General features: G+C 72.6%; 15 protein-coding genes, 1 tRNA gene and 1 pseudogene. 8 read left to right on the top strand and 9 right to left on the bottom strand.

Annotated elements, in window-relative coordinates; translation table 11 throughout:
* Positions 1–43: 43 nt before the first annotated feature.
* Together IEZ17_RS30950 and IEZ17_RS30945 are read right to left on the bottom strand one after the other, a co-directional pair.
* Positions 44–1,192, bottom strand: coding sequence for a glycosyltransferase (locus IEZ17_RS30950; protein ID WP_189305947.1), 1,149 nt, complete (start codon positions 1,190–1,192; stop codon positions 44–46).
* A 109-nt stretch (positions 1,193–1,301) separates the two neighbouring features.
* Entirely contained in the window at positions 1,302–2,312 is a 1,011-nt protein-coding gene (locus IEZ17_RS30945; protein ID WP_189305945.1) for a DUF3344 domain-containing protein, read from the bottom strand.
* Between the two features lie 218 nt (positions 2,313–2,530).
* On the opposite strand from IEZ17_RS30945, the gene IEZ17_RS30940 reads away from it, so the two are divergent.
* Together IEZ17_RS30940 and IEZ17_RS30935 are read left to right on the top strand one after the other, a co-directional pair.
* Positions 2,531–2,839 (top strand): chaplin, encoded by a 309-nt coding sequence (locus IEZ17_RS30940; protein ID WP_189305944.1) that lies wholly within the window; start codon positions 2,531–2,533, stop codon positions 2,837–2,839.
* Positions 2,840–3,032: 193 nt separating this feature from the next.
* On the top strand, positions 3,033–3,893 hold the full coding sequence (locus IEZ17_RS30935; RefSeq protein WP_189305942.1) for a spermidine synthase: 861 nt from the start codon (positions 3,033–3,035) through the stop codon (positions 3,891–3,893).
* Positions 3,894–3,935: 42 nt separating this feature from the next.
* Here IEZ17_RS30935 and IEZ17_RS30930 read toward each other — a convergent pair whose 3' ends face one another.
* Positions 3,936–4,487, bottom strand: coding sequence for a hypothetical protein (locus IEZ17_RS30930; protein ID WP_189305939.1), 552 nt, complete (start codon positions 4,485–4,487; stop codon positions 3,936–3,938).
* A gap of 118 nt (positions 4,488–4,605) precedes the next feature.
* On the opposite strand from IEZ17_RS30930, the gene IEZ17_RS30925 reads away from it, so the two are divergent.
* The 3 genes and pseudogenes from IEZ17_RS30925 to IEZ17_RS30915 form a co-directional block, all read left to right on the top strand.
* Positions 4,606–5,298 carry a response regulator transcription factor gene (locus tag IEZ17_RS30925; RefSeq protein WP_189305937.1) on the top strand — a complete coding sequence of 231 codons (693 nt, stop codon included), beginning with the start codon at positions 4,606–4,608 and terminating at the stop codon, positions 5,296–5,298.
* A gap of 210 nt (positions 5,299–5,508) precedes the next feature.
* On the top strand, positions 5,509–6,987 hold the full coding sequence (locus IEZ17_RS30920; RefSeq protein ID WP_189305935.1) for a sensor histidine kinase: 1,479 nt from the start codon (positions 5,509–5,511) through the stop codon (positions 6,985–6,987).
* A 339-nt stretch (positions 6,988–7,326) separates the two neighbouring features.
* A pseudogene (locus IEZ17_RS30915) lies at positions 7,327–8,220 on the top strand (chitinase); the annotation flags it as partial.
* A gap of 112 nt (positions 8,221–8,332) precedes the next feature.
* Here IEZ17_RS30915 and IEZ17_RS30910 read toward each other — a convergent pair.
* Complete coding sequence (locus IEZ17_RS30910) at positions 8,333–9,193, bottom strand: helix-turn-helix domain-containing protein (RefSeq protein ID WP_189305931.1); 861 nt, start codon at positions 9,191–9,193, stop codon at positions 8,333–8,335.
* Positions 9,194–9,406: 213 nt separating this feature from the next.
* Between IEZ17_RS30910 and IEZ17_RS30905 the strand changes: the two genes are divergently transcribed.
* Positions 9,407–10,057: an NAD(P)-dependent oxidoreductase gene (locus IEZ17_RS30905; protein WP_189305929.1), complete on the top strand. Its 651-nt coding sequence runs from the start codon at positions 9,407–9,409 to the stop codon at positions 10,055–10,057.
* A gap of 98 nt (positions 10,058–10,155) precedes the next feature.
* Here the strand turns inward: IEZ17_RS30905 and IEZ17_RS30900 are convergent.
* The 3 genes from IEZ17_RS30900 to IEZ17_RS30890 all read right to left on the bottom strand — a co-directional run bounded on the left by IEZ17_RS30900 (position 10,156) and on the right by IEZ17_RS30890 (position 12,250).
* Positions 10,156–10,231, bottom strand: a tRNA-His gene (locus IEZ17_RS30900).
* Positions 10,232–10,337: 106 nt separating this feature from the next.
* Complete coding sequence (gene orn, locus IEZ17_RS30895) at positions 10,338–10,958, bottom strand: oligoribonuclease (RefSeq protein WP_189305927.1); 621 nt, start codon at positions 10,956–10,958, stop codon at positions 10,338–10,340.
* A 5-nt stretch (positions 10,959–10,963) separates the two neighbouring features.
* Positions 10,964–12,250 (bottom strand): GlxA family transcriptional regulator, encoded by a 1,287-nt coding sequence (locus IEZ17_RS30890; protein WP_189305925.1) that lies wholly within the window; start codon positions 12,248–12,250, stop codon positions 10,964–10,966.
* Positions 12,251–13,269: 1,019 nt separating this feature from the next.
* Between IEZ17_RS30890 and IEZ17_RS30885 the strand changes: the two genes are divergently transcribed.
* Entirely contained in the window at positions 13,270–13,791 is a 522-nt protein-coding gene (locus IEZ17_RS30885; protein ID WP_159503646.1) for a universal stress protein, read from the top strand.
* Positions 13,792–14,215: 424 nt separating this feature from the next.
* On the opposite strand, the gene glmS is transcribed toward IEZ17_RS30885, so the two are convergent.
* Both glmS and IEZ17_RS30875 read right to left on the bottom strand, forming a co-directional pair.
* The gene (glmS, locus tag IEZ17_RS30880; RefSeq protein ID WP_189305923.1) at positions 14,216–16,045 is read right to left on the bottom strand and encodes a glutamine--fructose-6-phosphate transaminase (isomerizing); all 1,830 of its coding nucleotides are present in this window, start codon (positions 16,043–16,045) and stop codon (positions 14,216–14,218) included.
* A gap of 82 nt (positions 16,046–16,127) precedes the next feature.
* The gene (locus tag IEZ17_RS30875; RefSeq protein WP_189305921.1) at positions 16,128–16,403 is read right to left on the bottom strand and encodes a hypothetical protein; all 276 of its coding nucleotides are present in this window, start codon (positions 16,401–16,403) and stop codon (positions 16,128–16,130) included.
* Between the two features lie 207 nt (positions 16,404–16,610).
* Here IEZ17_RS30875 and IEZ17_RS30870 point away from each other — a divergent pair, with 207 nt between their 5' ends.
* Positions 16,611–18,209, top strand: a complete 1,599-nt coding sequence (locus tag IEZ17_RS30870) for a beta-N-acetylhexosaminidase (RefSeq protein ID WP_189305919.1) — start codon at positions 16,611–16,613, stop codon at positions 18,207–18,209.
* Positions 18,210–18,302 lie beyond the last annotated feature (93 nt).

The raw sequence follows: 18,302 nt of genomic DNA, 5'->3' as shown, positions 1-18,302 counted from the left end.
CGGGGCAGGGCCCGGGGACGGGGCGCGTCCGCCCGCTCCGTCGTCATGGCCGGACCCGCTCCCCGGCCGGTGGCCGCGGTACGGCGAACAGTTCGCGGTACACGTTCAGCACCGCGCCCGCCGTCCGCCGTACGTCATGGGCCGCCCGTACGTGCTCCCGGCACCGCTGACCCAGCGTCAGCCGCCGCTCGTCGTCGGTCAGCAGACCGCGCACCGCGCGGGCCAGCGCGGCCGGCTCGTCCGGCGGCACCAGGCAGTCGTCCGCGGCCCCGGGCGGCAGGCACTCCCGGGCCCCGCCGACGTCGCTGACCACCACGGCCCGGCCGCAGGCCATCGCCTCCAGAGGGGCCAGCGCCATGCCCTCCCAGCGCGACGGCAGGACGACCAGGTCCGCCGCCCGGTACCAGGGGACGGCGCTGTCGGCGGCGCCCGCGAACAGCACCCCGGGCGGTGCGGCCCGGTGCAGCGCCGCCCGGTCCGGCCCGTCGCCGACCAGGACCAGCCGGGCGTCCGGCACCGCCGCGACCACCTCGGGCCAGGCCCGCAGCAGCGTCAGCTGGCCCTTCTGCGGGCAGAGCCGGGCCACGCACACCACCAGCGGCGCCCCGGCGGGCAGCGCCTGCTCCCGCAGCGCGGGCAGCGACGTCCGCAGCGCGTGCCGGGCCGCCTCGTCCTCGTCGGCCGCCGGCGAGAACCGGCGCAGATCCACCCCGTTGGGGACCACCACCCACCGGCCCGGCACCCCCGCCGCCACCCCGCGCGCCCGCTCCGCCTCGCTGACGCACAGCACCCGGTGCGACCAGCGTGCCGCGTACCGCTCCCAGCCCAGCGCCGGCCGGGCCATCGCCCCGCCGGCCGCCTCGAAGGACCAGGCGTGCGGCTGATGCACCGTCGGGATCCGCCCCCGTACGGCCAGCCGGGCGGCGAGCCCGGCCTTGGCACTGTGGGTGTGGACAAGATGCGGGCCGGTGCGCCGGATCACCCGGGCCAGCCGCCGCAGTTCACCGGAGAGCGCGGGCCCGGCGCCGCGGCGCGCCGGCCACAGCATCACCTCCGCGCCCCCCGTGGCGGCCTCCGCGTGCAGCGCCCCGCCGGGCGGCGAGGCCAGCACGACCCGCAGCCCGGCCGCCACTTGGGCCCGCACCAGGTCGGCGACGACCCGGGCGACCCCGCCGTCCACCGACTGGGACACATGCAGAACTGTGGGCCGCTCCTGGGAAGGTGGTTCCTGTCGCAGCACGCGCACTGCTCCCCTGATTACCGAGCTGACAGAACTCCGCGGGAATTACCGGCGGCGTCGCTCAATGCCCCGGATCGGTCTGGACGAAGAGCGCACCGAGCAGATATCCCGTATTGCGGGTGGTGAAGCGGAATGTGAGCCGGTCGCCGCCGGACCGCAGCGCAGGCGTCAGGTCGTAGACGGCGGAACCGAATCCGGGAGTGTTCCGACCGCCCGGCGTCCGGGCGGTCTCCCGGCCGAAATCGGCGGGGGCTGGTTTCCTCGTGCCGTGCGCCGGCTCTGCGGAATCCTGGAGTGCCACCGGCGGTTGCTTCCCGGCGCTTACCGCGATCCCGTTGTTTCCGTTACCGGGGTCGCCGTTGTATCCCACGACACCGGCCGTTCCCCGCGAATGCGCCGGAATCCGCAGCCCCTTCAGCTGCACCGCGAGTTCTTTCTGGTGCGCGCCCAGTACCTCGAATCCGTCCCACAGCGAGAGCCGGCGCAGCGGCTCCTTCGTGTTCTCGTAGACGGCCACCAGCGTCCAGCCGCCCGGCGCGCCGGCCCGGGAACGCCCCTCGGCGGCGCCCATCCGGGCCACCGTGTACCGGCCCGGACCGCTCTGCCGCACCAGCCCGGTCACGTCCGCGGACGCCTGGTAGGCGTCAAACTGCGACGTGCGGCGATGGCCGATCGCGCCGTCCGCGCGCACCTCCTTGGACCGGCCGCCGGGCACGGCGAGCAGCACCCGCCCGGTGTCCCCGGCCAGCTTCCGCCCGCCGGCCCGCAGGCTGCCGCCCCAGTACAGCCGGGCGTAGCTCACCCGGGAGCCGGCCGGCAGCCGCAGCGGGGACGCGGCGCAGGACGGGCCGGCCCGGCGCACCGCCGGGCGGCAGCCGGGTGCGGATACCGAGGAATTCGCCGCGCGCGCGATGCCGCCGTGCTGCGTCGCATGGAACCGCTCGCCGAAAGGAATTCGCAAGGACTCCTTCGGCGCCGGTGCCGCTGCCGCCGAAGTCAGCACGGCCGACAATCCCAGGGCCGCGAGCGCGCATACGGCGCCGCGCCCGGTGCGGTCCATCGACTTCCGCATGACTTCCTCTCCGGCTGCTAGTCAGTCAAACAGGAGAGCACTCTGACAAAATCATCTTGGAAATCGCGGGAGGCACGCCGCACGGCCGGCGCGGATTCCGATCAGCCGAATACCAGCCAGACAGCCCAACGTTTTCCCGTAAGAGGGAACGACCGCATCCCCCGTTCCCATTGTTCGTTGTGTCCGATGCCCCATTCGCGAACAGAAAGGAGAATGGGATGAAGCGGTTCATCAAGACCGCCGCGATGGTCGCCGTCACCTCCACGATGGTGCTGGGTGGCGCGGGTGTCGCATCCGCCAGTGACGGCGGGCACCGCCACGGCCACCACGGCCGCGGCTTCGAGGAGAAGCGCCGCCACGGGCGGGGTGCGACCGCGATCGGGTTCGCCAAGCACTCGCCGGGTGTCCTCAGCGGAAATGTCATCCAGGTTCCGATCGACATCCCGATCAACGTGTGCGGCAACACCGTCGACGTGTTCATCGCGCTGCTGAACCCGGCATTCGGCAACGTCTGCATCAACAAGTGACCCGTCGCCGGCCCGGAGGGACACCGGACCGGCACGGGGCAGGGCATGAAGGTGGGCCGCCCACGGCTTCGGCCGCGGGCGGCCCGCCGCTCGTCCCGGCCGCCGCCCGGCCCGGCCGAGCACCTCGGGTCCGGCCGGCAGACGGCCGCTGACCAGCGGATACGTCCCCGCGCCGGCACGCCATACTGAAGACATGGCGAAGAGCAGGCGCGGGCGAGGCGGCCCGGAGTCCGTGACCGAGACGGTCGGCGGCGGTGTCGCGGAGTTGCGGCCCGACCGGGACCGGCCGCGCGGCTGGACGCTGCTCATCGACGGCGCCCCGCAGTCGCATGTGGACCTGGACGACCCGGCGTACCTGGAGTTCTCCTACCAGCGGCGGCTCGGCCACATCGCCGACCTGGCCGCCCCGCCCGGCGCACCGCTGCGGGCGGTCCATCTGGGCGGCGGCGCGCTGACGTTGGCGCGCTACATCGCCGCCACCCGCCCGCGGTCCACCCAGCAGGTCGTGGAGATCGACACCCCGCTGGTCCAACTCGTCCGCAGCCGGCTGCCGTTGGAGAGCGGCTGGCGGATCCGGGTGCGCGGCGCGGACGCCCGCGCGGGGCTGGCGCGGATCCCGGACGGCTGGGCGGACCTGATCATCGCCGATGTCTTCGGCGGGGCCCGTACGCCCGCGCATCTGACCAGTACGGAATTCGTGGCGGAGGTGCGCCGGGCGCTGCGCCCCGGGGGCTGCTACGCGGCCAACCTCGCGGACGGGCCGCCGCTGCGGTTCCTGCGCGGCCAGATAGCCACCGTCCGCACGGTCTTCCCCGAGCTCGCGCTGACCGCCGACCCGGCCGTGCTGCGCGGCAAGCGCTTCGGCAACGCCGTGCTGCTCGCCGCCGACCGGGAGCTGCCGGTCGCCGAGCTGACCCGGCGGGCGGCCGGCGACCCGCACGCCGGCCGGGTCGAACACGGCCGCGGCCTGCTGGACTTCACCGGCGGCGCGTCCCCGGTCACCGACGCCACCGCCGTCGCCTCGCCGGCCCCGCCCGACGGGGCCTTCGACTGACGGTTCCGCCGGCGTGGCGGAGCGGTGCCGCCAACTCCCCTGCTATGTGGCGTTGTTGCTGGTCACCACGGTCGGCGGATGGCCGTTCCAGGTGCAGATGACCGAGGTGTGCGCACCGCCGCCGGTGAAGTCGACGCGGATCCACCCATCCTGCTTCCACACCTGCATCTCCCAGCCCGCGTTGGGGGTGGCCGAGACCAACTCGGCGTAGGAGGAGTGCAGGTCGAAGACGACCCGGCCGCCGGAGGCGGCGTAGCTCCGGATCCGGCTGCCGGCGGCCGGTGCGGAGCCGCCGCCCGCGTTGGCCGAAGGGGAGTACGACGTACCGCCGCCGGTACGGGACGGGCCGGCGGTCCGCGGCGAACCGGTGTCGGAGGGGGAGGGGCTCGCGGTGGCCGAAACCGACGGTCTGGGGCGGTGGGTGGAGGAGACCTGAGGCGTGGCCGAGGAGGTCGCCTGCTCGGACAGCGGCAGCGCGCGCGGCGGGTCGTACGCGGTGCCGGACAGCACCGTGTGCACGCCGAACCACGACAGGGTGACCGCGGCGCCGGTCGCCAGCGTCCAGGCCGCCGCATGAACCAGACCTCGTTGCATTTGGCTCATACTGCACCACCCGCCCGCCCGGTCGCAGCCCTCCCGTGGCGGGGGTCACCACCGTCCACCCGTCAACCGCGGACCGGGAAACCCGTCCGAATGGCGTACGGTGCCGCCCATGGCAAGTGTGCTCGTGGTCGAGGACGACCAGTTCGTACGCTCGGCCCTCATCCGGCATCTGACCGAGGCCGGCCACACGGTGCGCAGCGTCGGGACCGCCCTGGAAGCGCTGCGCGAGGTGGCGCACGTCGGCTTCGACGTCGTCATCCTCGACCTCGGTCTGCCCGATCTGGACGGGGGCGAGGCGCTGAAGATGCTGCGCGGGATCACCGACGTGCCCGTGATCATCGCCACCGCGCGGGACGACGAGGCCGAAATCGTACGGTTGCTGAACGACGGCGCCGACGACTACCTCACCAAACCCTTCTCGGTCGAACACCTCTCCGCCCGGATGTCGGCCGTACTGCGCCGCTCCCGTGCCAGTGCGCCCGGTGCGGAACCGCCCTCACGAGTGATCCGGGTCGGCGGCCTGTCCATCGACCCGCTGCGCCGCCAGGCCGAGTTGGACGGCACCGCGCTCGACCTCACCCGCCGGGAGTTCGACCTGCTGGCCTTCCTCGCCGGGCGCCCCGGCGTCGTCGTCCCCCGCAAGGAACTGCTCGCCGAGGTCTGGCAGCAGTCCTACGGGGACGACCAGACCATTGACGTCCATCTGTCCTGGCTCCGCCGCAAACTGGGCGAAACCGCCGCCCGGCCGCGGTATCTGCACACCCTGCGCGGCGTCGGCGTGAAGCTGGAGCCACCACGGTGAGCGACCCGGGCGAGGCCGCTCGGCCGCAGACGGCAGTGACAGCCGCGCCTCTGCGCCTGGTGGGCGGCGCAGCGAAGGATGAGACACCGTGAGCTGGGGGCACTCCCACCCAGCGGTGGCCGGGGGAGCGCGCGAGGCCGCTCGGCCGGGGACGACAGCGACAGCCACACCGCTGTGCCTGGTGGGCGGCGCAGCGAAGGATGAGACGCCGTGAGATGGGCCCTGGTCAAGGTGGCGCTGGCGGTCACCGCGATGGTCGTGGTGGCGTTCGCGGTGCCGCTCGGGCTGGTCGTCAAGGAGATGGCCAGCGACCGCGCGTACTCCAACGCCGAGCGGCAGGCCGCCACCATCGGCCCGGTGCTCGCCATCACCACCGCCCGCACCCAGCTGGAGCGGGCCGTCGCCAGCGCCGAGACCGGGCCCGGCGGCCGGATCGGGGTCCACGTCCCGGCCGCCGCCAAGGGCGGCGCGCCCGCCGAGATCGGCACCTGCCGGGCCGCCCCGGCGGACGTGGCCGCCGCCGTCGAGCTCGGCCGGGCCTCCATCGCACCGGTCCCCGGCGGCACCTCCCTGCTCCAGCCCACCGCCGTCGCCTCCGGCATCGCGGTCGTCGAGGTGTACGTGCCCGACGACGCGCTCACCAACGGCGTGACCACCTCCTGGATGGTGCTGGCCGGCGTCGGCCTGGCGCTGGTCATCGGCTCCGTCGCGGTCGCCGACCGGCTCGGCACCCGCATGGTCCGCCCCGCCGAACGGCTGGCCGCCGCCGCCCACGACCTCGGCAGGGGCCGGCTCGGCGTCCGCGTCCAGGAGGACGGCCCCAAGGAACTGCGGTCCGCGGCCAGCGCGTTCAACTCCATGGCCGACCAGGTCGCCCAGCTGCTGGCCAATGAGCGCGAGCTGGCCGCCGACCTCTCGCACCGGCTGCGCACCCCGCTGACCGTGCTGCGGCTGAACGCCGCCTCGCTCGGCGACGGCCCGGCCGCCGAGCAGACCCGGGAGGCCGTCGAGCAGCTGGAGCGCGAGGTCGACCAGATCATCCGCACCGCCCGCGCGCAGAAGGCGCACACCCAGCAGGCGGTCGCCGCGGCCGGCTGCGACGCCGCCGAGGTGATCCGTGACCGGATGGACTTCTGGTCGGCGCTCGCCGAGGACGAGGGCCGCACGGCCCGGGTCGCCGGCGCGGACCGCCCCGTACGGGTCCCGGTCGCCCGGCCAGAACTCGCCGCGGCCCTGGACGCGATGCTCGGCAACGTCTTCCGGCACACCCCCGAGGGCACCGCCTTCGCGGTGGACGTGCACAATGCCGACGAGGCGGTCATCGTGCTGGTCTCGGACGCCGGCCCCGGCATCGCCGACCCGGCCGCGGCACTGCGCCGCGGCTGGTCGGGGGGCGGGGAATGGGGGCACCGCCCAGCGGTAGCCGGGGGAGGTTCCACCGGCCTCGGCCTGGACATCGTGCGCCGGCTGGCCGAGTCCACCGGCGGCGACGTCCGGATCGGCCGCTCCGTCCTGGGCGGCACCGAGGTACGGGTCTGGCTGGCGCTGGACGGCCGGCGCGCCCACCACGGCGTGCGCCGCGGCCACCGGCTGCGCCGCAGGCTCGGCGGCCGGGGCTTCGGCTCCCGGGGGCGGCGGGCCGCGCGCACCGGCACGCGGGGCAACGGCGCACCCGACGCCGGCGGGTGACGGCGGGCGGCGCGCAACGGGCCGCCGGGGCACGGCTCTTAACCACCCCCTTCCGCTTCCTTAAGGCGGCCATAATTCCGCCAACCGCCGTACGGATCCCGGCATTTGTCCGTTTCGCTGCCGCTAGCGTGCGGGACGCACCACGGTGCACCCCCCTCCAGCTCCCCCCCACGTGAGACAGGCAGGCACGAGATGAGTTCCTCGGCACACCGCCGGCGTTCGAGCCGCACGGCCAAGCTGATCGGGACGGCGGTGGCCGGCACGCTGGCGGCCGGCGGCGCGTTCGCCGTCGCCGGCTCCGCGATGGCCAGCAAGGCACCGCGGCCGGCCGCCGCCGCGAAGGCCGGCTTCGCCCCGTTCGTCGACACCTCCCTCACTCCCGCCTACGACCTCGCCGACACCGCCGAGAAGACCGGGGTGAAGAACTTCAACCTCGCCTTCATCACCTCCGGCGGCGGCTGCACCCCCAAGTGGGGCGGCTCCGGCGACCTCGGCAGCGACGCGGTGGCCAAGCAGATACCGGACCTGCGCAAGGCCGGCGGCGACGTCCGGGTCTCCTTCGGCGGCGCCAACGGCACCGAGCTGGGCGCCGCCTGCTCCTCCGCCGCGGACCTGGCCGCCGCGTACGGCAAGGTCGTCGACCAGTACAAGCTCACCAAGGTCGACTTCGACATCGAGGGCGGGGCGCTGCCCGACAGCGCCGCCAACACCCGCCGCGCCCAGGCCGTCGCCCAGCTCCAGAAGCAGCACCCCGGCCTGGACGTCTCCTTCACCCTCCCGGTCATGCCGGAGGGCCTCACCCAGGACGGCGTCAACCTGCTCACCGGCGCCAAGAAGGGCGGCGTCAAGATCTCCGCCGTCAACATCATGGCGATGGACTACGGCTCCTCCTACAGCGGCAGCATGGGCGGCTACGCCACCCAGGCCGCCACCGCCACCCAGGCCCAGCTCAAGAAGGCCCTCGGGCTGAGCGACGCGGACGCCTGGAGGAGCGTCGCGGTGACCCCGATGATCGGCGTCAACGACGTCCAGAACGAGGTCTTCAAGCCCGCCGACGCCGCCGCGCTGGTCACGTTCGCCCGGAGCAAGCACCTGGCCTGGCTGTCCATGTGGTCCGCCACCCGCGACAAGCCGTGCCCCGGCGGCTCCACCAACTCCGCTCAGCCGACGTGCAGTTCCATCGCCCAGTCGCCGCTGGACTTCACCAAGGCGCTCGGCGCCTACACCGGCTGATTCCGACCCCCCACACCGGTCCGGGCCCCCGCCTCGGACCGCCCCGGCGGGGCGCGGCGGTTCCCCCCACCCGCTGCGCCCCGCCACCACGGGCCCGCCCGGCCGGAGCCGGTCAGCTCCCGCCCCGTACGGCGGCCCGGAACGCGATCGGCGTCGTCCCGGCCTGCCGCTGGAAGAACTTGCTGAAGTTGGTGGCGTCCGCGAACCCCAGCCGGTCCGCGATCCGCGCCGCCGACTGATCGCCGTGTGCCAGCAGCCGCTTTGCCTCCAGGACCACCCGGCGGTCGATGAACTCCTTCGCCCCGACCCCGGCCGCCGCCTCGGTGGCCCGGGAGAGGGTACGCGGCGCATAGCCCAGCGAGCGGGCGTAGTCGCCGACCCGGCGGCTGCGGGCGAAGTCCCGCTCCACCGCGTCCCGGAACCGCAGATACGTCTCGCTCGCCTCGCAGTCCGCCGCGCCGTCCGCCCCGTCCGCCGGCCCGTCCGGATGCGCGGCCCGCAGCACCAGGACGGCCAGCAGGTGCCGCAGCACCTCTATGTGCACCTCCAGCGGCAGCCCGCCCAGCGCCCCGAACTCCCGGTGCAGCTGCCCCATCGCCTCGTCCAGCGCCCGCGCCGCCGCGCCTTCCGGATGCCGTACGGCGGGCCCGTACCAGTCCTCGATCCGGGCCGCGGCGGCGGTCGCCGGGTCCAGGAAGCCGGACTCGAAGAGCACCAGCCGCCCCTCGGCGCCCGTCAGGTCCCCGAAGTGCTGCACCTGCCCGGGGCGCGACCACAGCAGGTCCCCCGGCGCAAGGACGTGCTCCCGGAAGTCGACGCTGTGCACCAACCGCCCGCTGCCGACGGTCAGCAGATGGTGGAAGCCGGGCCGGTGCGGGGTCGACAGCCGGCACGCGTCGGCCCGCTCGCGCAGCTCGGCGAGCGTGATCACCTCCACCCCGGCGGGCCGCCCGGCCGGTGCTGAGAACGCCACTTCGCGGATCTCCCCTGCGTCCTCTCGGGGGTCCTGTCGCTTTTTCACCATGACCCGTCGCCTCGCTACCCCGGAATCTCCCGTTGATACCCCTAGCGTAGGAGACGTCAGCACGACTGATGGCGGAAAACGGCAGCCGCACCGCGGAGGCCGGAACACCGCGGTCCGCATGGGCACACCTCGCCCCCCACCGAACCACCGGGAGAACCCACCATGTCCAAGATCGCTCTCTTCGGGGCCACCGGCACCATCGGCAGCCGCATCCTCGACGAGGCGCTGCGCCGCGGCCACCAGGTCACCGCGGTCGTCCGCGACCCCGCGAAGGTCACCGCGACCCACCCGGCCCTCACCGTGATCTACGGCGACGTGCTCGATTCGGAGTCCGTCACCGAGGTCGCCAAGAGCCAGGACGTGGTGGTCAGCGCGGTCGGCGGCGGCGACGGCCCGGGCCACATCGCCACCATCCGGCCCTCCGCCGAGGCGCTGGTCGAGGGGGTGCGGAGGCTGGGCGGCGACGCACCCCGGCTGATCGCCGTAGGCGGCGCCGGCTCGCTCCGCAAGCCCGACGGCAGCCAGGTCTGGGACACCGAGGGCCTGCCGGTCCCCCTGCTCCAGATCATGCACGCGCACGGCGACGCGCTCGACTACTACCGCACCGTCTCCGACGTCCGCTGGACCAACATCAGCCCGGCCTCGTCCATCGAGCCCGGCGAGCGCACCGGCGGCTACCGCACGGCCGCCGACGACCTGGTCCTCGCCGCCGACGGCAGCAGCCGCATCTCCGCCGAGGACTACGCCGTCGCCCTGCTCGACGAGGTCGAGCAGCCCCGCCACATCGGCGAGCGCTTCACCGTCGGCTACTGAGCCCGTCGGCTGCGCAGCGCCAACGCCCGCGCCCGGCCCGGCGAAGGCCCCCGGAAAACATTCGAGGCCCCCGATCCGAAGATCGGGGGCCTCGATGCTGGGGTGAGTAACGGGACTCGAACCCGCGACATCCTGGACCACAACCAGGTGCTCTACCAGCTGAGCTATACCCACCAAGACCGGTGCTGTGTGGTTCCTTTTCCCCACCGGCTGAGAAAAAGTGTACAGGCTCCGGAGGGGTGCTCGCTCCCAGGTTTGGTGTCCCCGGGAGCGAGCTGGATCACGCTCCCGCCGACTCCGGATCGGCGGACGGCTTGTGCTTGGCCGCGATGGCCTTTGCGGTCTCCGAGTCGGGCCCGGGCTGCGGCACGAAGACGGCCTCCCGGTAGTAGCGCAGTTCCGCGATGGATTCGCGGATGTCCGCCAGTGCCCGGTGATTGCCGTTCTTGTCCGGACTGTTGAAGTACGCCCGCGGGAACCAGCGCCGGGCCAGTTCCTTCACGGACGAGACATCGACGATCCGGTAGTGCAGATAGCTCTCCAGCGTCGGCATGTCGCGCAGCAGGAAGCCGCGGTCCGTACCGACGGAGTTTCCGCACAGCGGCGCCTTCCCCGGCTCCGGCACATGCTGCTTGATGTAATCCAGCACCTGTGCCTCGGCTGCTTCCAGCGTCGTGCCGCCGTCCAGCTCGGCCAGCAGCCCGGAGGTGGTGTGCATCTGGCGCACCACCTCCGGCATGGTGGTCAGCGCCTCGGCCGGGGGGCGGATCACCACATCCACCCCGTCACCCAGCACGTTCAGTTCCGAGTCGGTGACCAGGGCGGCCACCTCGATAAGCGCGTCACTCGCCAGCGAGAGTCCGGTCATCTCGCAGTCGATCCACACCATGCGATCGTTCATACGTCTCACCCTACGGGGCGCTCCCGCTGGCCGGGGAGCACGGGGCGGCCGGCCCCTCGGCCGACCGGGGTCTCCGGCAGCCGCGCGGCATACGCGTCCGGCTGCGGCTTGCCCGGGTCCGCCGCCTCGGCGGTGAGCCCGTGCCCGGCCAGCGCGGCGGCGGCGAACCGCTCCGCACCCCCGGCCGCCAGCGACGTCCGCTCACGCTCCAGCCGCTCGGCCCGCTCCGGGCGCTCCGGCCGCAGTGCGGGCTCCGGGGCGCCGTTCTGCGGCCGGCGCGCGCGGTAGGCCGCGCGGTAGGCCGCGGGCGAGGCGCCCAGCTGCCGCCGGAAGTGGCCGCGCAGCGCGACCGGCGAGCGGAACCCGCAGCGCCCGGCGACCTCGTCCACCGAATAGTCGGAGGTCTCCAGCAGCCGCTGGGCCTGGAGGACCCGCTGGGTGATCAGCCACTGGAGCGGAGCGCTCCCCGTAAGGGAACGGAAGCGCCGGTCGAAGGTGCGCCGGCTCATGTACGCGCGGGCCGCCAGCGTCTCCACGTCGAACTGCTCGTGGAGGTGCTCCAGTGCCCAGGCGACGACCTCGGCGAGCGGGTCGGCGCCGATCTCTTCTGGTAACGACCTGTCCAGGTAGCGCTGGTGCCCCATGTCCGAGGCGGTCCGGCGCGGCGGTACGACCAGCCGGCGGGCCAGCGCGTTGGCCGCGTCGGCGCCGTGGTCGGTGCGCACGATGTGCAGGCACAGGTCGATCCCGGCGGCCGTCCCCGCGGAGGTGAGCACATCGCCGTCGTCGACGAAGAGCTCGCGCGGGTCCACATGGACGGACGGATAACGCTTGGCGAGCGTCGGCGCGTACATCCAGTGGGTCGTGGCCGGCCGGCCGTCGAGCAGTCCGGCCGCGGCGAGGACGAACGCCCCCGTGCACAGCCCGACGATCCGGGCCCCCTCTTCATGCGCGCGGCGCAGCGCGTCGAGCGCCGCGGGCGGTGGGGCCTGGGTGATGGAACGCCAGGCCGGCACGACGACCGTCCCGGCACGGGAGATCGCCTCCAGCCCGTAGGGGGCTGACAGTTCGAGCCCCCCGGTCGTGCGCAAAGGCGCATCTTCGCCCGCGCACACAAGAAGCCGGTACCTCGGAACGCCTGCGTCTTGGCGGTCGATGCCGAAGACCGAGAGCGGAATGGAGCTCTCGAAAATGGGGCCGCCACTGAAGAGGAGCACCGCGACTATTTCGCGGCGTCGTCGGGCGGCGAGCTTGCGTGCGGCATCTGGTACGGCAGCGGAGTCCTGGCTCATGGCACTTAAGCCCCCCTCGGTCGTCTCGCCCTCTCGGTCCTGCACAGTTCCCCCGCCGTAGCTACCAAGATCGAATCTACTGTGTCCCGTGAGGATGGATGGCCAAGTTCACCACCCACTGGTATGTCGATATGGCAACTTGGCGCGAAGCATTCGATCACGAAGCGTTCCACTCGTCGGGCCTGCATGGGAAGTACGCGTCTCGGCTCTGCCCGTTCGCAGTAGGGCACAACCATGCCCAGCGGTCCTTTCCGCCCTGCTCACACCAGGGTTGAGGGGGGTCGGGAGCAAGGGGTGGGTCCGGGACGGAAGTTGGCTGAAAACGGTCGTGTGCGGACTTGCGGGCGCCTCAATCGACCGGCGTACGCCTTTCGGAGTGCCGTCCGCCCCCATGCGCTCCTGCCCCGTTACGTCCTCTTCTGTCCCTGCGGCGTCCGCCACCGTCGGAACGGGCTCCGGCCGCGGTGCGTTCGGATCGCCGCAGCAGTGCGCGGCAGACGCAGGTGATCGCCGCGAGGCCGCCCGCGGTGCCGGCCGCACCGGCCCAGGAGGCGCCGCTCACGATCAGGACGACGGGCACCAGGGCGCAACTGAACGCACCCCAGCGCGCGACATCGCTCACTGGGTCGGGTGATCTACGGGACGGCACGGGCACCGCTGGCTCCCCTCGGACGGGCAGCTACTACAACGCCGTCGTCGATCTTGGGTCACCACCGGGGGGTACGTACGGGGGCAGGGCGGGGCATTGCCATCCGCGCCACGCTCCGGCATGCTCCGGGGAACGTTCGAGGCACCGGACCGCCGTGCGGGCTCCCGGCGGCCTGATCGTGCCCTGGGCAGTGGAGGAGTAGCGCCGTACTCTTGGGGTATCGGCTTGGAAAGATGATTCCCAGTCGTATCGTTCCCCTTTGAACTATGGCTCCTGCTCCTTGATCGAGCCGCCCAGTCAACTGCCGGATCAAGTCAATCGCCGTTCCCCGTTCGCCCCTCCGCTAGAGGACGTTCTCGCCGAGACACCCATGGCCGGTCACGAAACCCCTGAACCCGCGGACCGCAAGCAGGTCGCCGATCCGATGGCGGACCTCGAAGCGGCGGAACAGAAGCGCCATTCCTGCGATCCCGCCTTCCGGCACGGCGTCGTGGTGGGCTTCGACGGTTCCATGTCGAGCGAACGCGCGTTGGCGTATGCAATCGGTATGGCCCGGCGCCTCGGCTCCGGGCTGATCATCGTCCATGTGGCCAACCGGCTGCCGACGACGGTCTGGGCGGGCTGCGAGCCGCCGGTCTTCGTGGACGTACCCGACCACCGCACCGAAGTGCTCGGGCTGGAGCTCGCCTGCGCCGACCATCTCTCCGAGGTCCCCTGGATCCTCGTCGAGCGCGGCGGCGACATCTGCCACGAGTTGGAGGAGGTCGGCCGGGAGTACGAGGCCGACGCCATCGTGGTGGGCTCGACGCACGGCATCGTGGGCCGGATCTTCGGCTCGGTCGCCGGCCGGCTGGCGCGGCGCGCGCAGCGGCCCGTGATGGTCATTCCCTGACGCGGATCCGGTACCTGCCGCTGTGTGAACTCCCTTGCGGGGCCTGCCGTGTGATCGGTTCTCCTCGGTGTCGCCACAGTTGAGGGGGCGTCATGGCGATTGTGGGCAGTGTGAAGTCCGGCCGGTCATCCGAGGTTGGTTGTGCGCTTGTGATGGGTAGAAAACGGTCACAACTGCGTGCTGCCGGCCGGGAAGTGACGGATCCCGGGGCGGCGGCATCCTGCCGGCGTAATGGGCGACGCCGGCAAAGGGGAGGCGGCGGCTTCGCGCGAATGGTGGCTCGCGCGAAGCCGCCGCCCGCCTTTGCGGCTGAACCGCCGCCCGCTTTCGCGGAGGGGGTTTCTCGCCGTGAGGGTTGCGCAATTGTCGCTTCGGAGAAAAGGGCCTCGTTCGACGGAAGAGGGTGGATTTCCGAAGGGGGGACTTACTCCACCGTGACCGACTTCGCGAGGTTGCGCGGCTTGTCGATGTCCCGTCCGAGGGCCAACGCCGTGTGGTAGGCGAGGAGTTGGAGCGGGATGCCCATCAGGATCGGGTCCAGCTCGGGCTCGTTCTTCGGCACGACGATGGTGTGGTCGGCCTTCTCCTGCTCCTCGTGGGCGACGGCGAGGATCCGGCCGCTGCGGGCCTTGATCTCCTCCATCGCGGCGCGGTTCTTCTCCAGCAGCTCGTCGCTCGGCACGATCGCCACGGTCGGCATCGCGGGCTCGATGAGGGCCAGCGGGCCGTGCTTGAGCTCCGAGGCCGGGTACGCCTCGGCGTGGATGTACGAGACCTCCTTGAGCTTGAGGGACGCCTCGCGGGCCACCGGGTAGCCGCGGACCCGGCCGACGAACATCATCGACTTGGCGTCCGCGTACTGCGCCGACAGCTTCTTGATCTCCTCCTCGCCCTTGAGGATCTCGTCGATCTGGCCGGGCAGCTTGCGCAGGCCCTCGATGATCCGCTTGCCGTCCGCGACGGACAGGTCGCGGATCCGGCCCAGGTGCAGGGCGAGCAGCGCGAAGGAGACCACCATGTTGGTGAAGCACTTGGTGGAGACGACGCAGACCTCGGGGCCGGCGTGCACGTAGATGCCGCCGTCGGTCTCCCGGGCGATCGCCGAGCCGACCACGTTGACCAGGCCCAGCACCCGCGCGCCCTTGCGCTTGAGCTCCTGGACGGCGGCCAGCACGTCGTAGGTCTCACCGGACTGGGAGACGGCGACGTAGAGGGTGTCGGGGTCCACGACCGGGTTGCGGTAGCGGAACTCGGAGGCCGGCTCGGCGTCCGAGGGGATACGGGCCAGCTCCTCGATCATCTGGGCGCCGATCTGGCCCGCGTGGTACGAGGTGCCGCAGCCCAGGATCTTGACCCGGCGCACCCCGCGCGCCTCGCGGGCGTCGAGGTTCAGGCCGCCGAGGTGGACGGTGGAGAAGCGGTCGTCGATCCGGCCGCGCAGCGCCCGGTCCACCGCCTCCGCCTGCTCGGAGATCTCCTTGTGCATGTACGTGTCGTGGCCGCCCAGGTCGTACGACTCGGCCGCGTACTCGACGGTCTCCGGCGTCGCCGTCGTACGGGAGCCCTCGGTGGTGTACGTGCGGTAGTCGTCGGCCTTGAGGGTGGCCATCTCGCCGTCGTCCAGGGTGACGACCTGGCGGGTGTGCGAGACCAGCGCGGCGACGTCGGAGGAGACGAACATCTCGTGCTCGCCGATGCCCAGGACGACCGGGGAGCCGTTGCGGGCGACGACGATGCGGTCGGCGAAGTCGGCGTGCAGGACGGCGATGCCGTAGGTGCCCTCGACGTGGCGGAGCGCCTCGCGGACCTTCTCCTCCAGCGTCGGGGCGGTGGAGCGGCCGATGAGGTGGGTCAGCACCTCGGTGTCGGTCTCGGAGGCGAACACGACGCCCTCGGCGGTCAGCCGGGCGCGCAGGTCGGCGGCGTTGTCGATGATGCCGTTGTGGACGAGCGCGACCTTGCCCTCGGTGTCGAGGTGCGGGTGGGCGTTCTCGTCGGTGGGGGCGCCGTGGGTGGCCCAGCGGGTGTGCGCGATGCCGGTGGAGCCCGCGAAGCGCTTCGGCAGCCGGGACTCCAGCTCCCGGACCCGGCCCTTGGCCTTGGCGGTCTTCAGGCCGCCCGCGGCCTTGCCGGTGCCCTTGGCGTGGATGGCGATGCCGGCCGAGTCGTAGCCGCGGTACTCCAGGCGCTGGAGGCCCTCAAGGAGCAGCGGAGCGACGTCGCGCTTGCCGATGTATCCGACGATCCCGCACATGCAGTGACCCTTCTTGTTGAGCGTCTCGTTGATCGTTCATGGGTGCCCGCCCGCCGTCCACGGGGCCTTGTGGGCCCGCCGCTCAGCCGTAGACGAGGCGGCGCAGCTGGCGTGTCGACAGGGGCGGAGGGGACACGGCGCGGTGCGGCAGCTCGTGGGAGATCCGCTCGAAGATCGCCTCGTTCCGCAGCCCCTGGGACTGAAGTTCGCGGTGTCTGCGGCGGACGAACCCCTCCGTGGTCTCGTCGAAGTACGCGAGCACGTCCAGTACCACCCGGGCCGCCTCGCCGCGCTGTAGCGGCGTGCTGCGTACCAGGTGGTCGATGAGGTCCTCGTGGGACGGACGGCGTTCGAGCACCCGTCGATACTGAGGGGAAGCGCGGAGATTCGCAAGAAATCTGCCCGATATCGGGCAGGTCGCCGACATTGCGGGCGGAAACTGGTCTACACCTTGACCGCGTCCGGGGTGCGCGGTACGCATGGTCACCGTTCGGTCGCTCCATGCCGTGCCGATGTGCCGCTGTGCAGAACGTGCCGCTGACGAAGCTCGCCGAAGGGATCGTCCATGAGACGACGCAGACTTCTGTTCTCGCTGCTGCTGGTCGCGGCGGCCGGGACGGTGACCGCAGCCGTCCCGCCGGCCGGCGCCCACGCCCCGGCCGCCGTCCCGCTGGACCGGGTGATCCCCGCGCCGGCCACCGTACGCCCGGCCGGGGACCCGTACACGATCGGCGAGCGGACCCGGATCCGGGTGCCCGGCGGCTCCGGCGAGGCCCGGCGGATCGCCGGCTATCTGGCCGGGCTGCTGCGGCCCGCCACCGGCTTCAGGCTGCCGGTCACCTCCGAGGGCGGCCGGGACGGCATCGTCCTCAGCCTCGGCGGCCGGGACGCCCGGGGGCTCGGCGCGGAGGGCTACCGGCTGGCCTCCGGCGGCCGGGCGCTCACCATCAGCGCGGCCCACCCCGCCGGCCTCTTCCACGGCGTCCAGACCCTCCGCCAGCTGCTGCCCGCCGCGGTGGAGAAGCACACCCCGCAGCCCGGCCCCTGGCGGATCGCCGGCGGCACGATCGCGGACACCCCGCGGTATGCCTACCGCGGCGCGATGCTGGACGTGTCGCGGCACTTCTTCACCGTCGGCCAGGTCAAGCGCTACATCGACCAGCTGGCCGCCTACAAGATCAACACGCTGCATCTGCACCTCTCCGACGACCAGGGCTGGCGGATCGCCCTCGCGTCCTGGCCGCGGCTGGCGACCTACGGCGGCAGCACCCAGGTCGGCGGCGGGCGCGGCGGCTACTACACCAAGGACGACTACCGCGAGATCGTCCGCTATGCCGCGAGCCGCTACCTGACGGTGGTCCCGGAGCTCGACATGCCGGGCCACAGCAACGCCGCGCTGGCCTCGTACGCCGAGCTCAACTGCAACGGCGTGGCACCGCCCCTCTACACCGGCACCAACGTCGGCTTCAGCTCGCTGTGTGTGCCGAAGAAGGTGACGTACGACTTCGTCGACGACGTCGTCCGGGAGATCGCGGCGCTGACCCCCGGCCGCTACCTCCACATCGGCGGCGACGAGGCGCACGCCACCAGCCACGCGGACTACGTCGCCTTCATGGACCGGGTGCAGCCGGTGGTCGCCAAGTACGGCAAGATCGCGATCGGCTGGCACCAGCTGACCGGGGCGCACCCCGCCAAGGGCGCCGTCGCCCAGTACTGGGGCTATGACGCCACCGGCCCCGCCGAGCGCAAGCAGGTCACCGACGCCGCCCGGAAGGGCACCCGGCTGGTCCTCTCGCCCGCCGACCGCGCCTACCTCGACATGAAGTACGACAAGGACACCCCGCTCGGCCTGAACTGGGCCGGCTATGTGAACGTCCGGCGCGCCTACGACTGGGACCCCGGCAGCTACCTGAAGGACGCGCCGCCGGCCTCGGTACTCGGCGTCGAGGGGGCCCTGTGGTCGGAGACGCTCACCACCTCGGCGGACATCGAGTACATGGCCTTCCCCCGGCTCCCCGGCATCGCCGAACTGGGCTGGTCCCCGTCCCGTACGCACGACTGGGACGCCTACAAGGTGCGGCTGGCCGCCCAGGGGCCCCGCTGGGACGCGCAGGGCATCGGCTACCACCGGGCGGCGGAGGTGCCGTGGCCTGAGGGGCGGTGAGTCCTGTGGAGCCGCGGCTGGGGCGGTGAAGCACACGCCGCGGGCCCGGGAATAACCTTCCGGGACCGCCGCGTTGTGGCCCGTAGGGGGCGT

Source organism: Streptomyces albospinus (assembly GCF_014648695.1).
Classification (GTDB): domain Bacteria; phylum Actinomycetota; class Actinomycetes; order Streptomycetales; family Streptomycetaceae; genus Streptomyces; species Streptomyces albospinus.
Note: the sequence above shows the minus strand (reverse complement) of the source record. Positions and strands in the feature narration are given on the sequence as shown.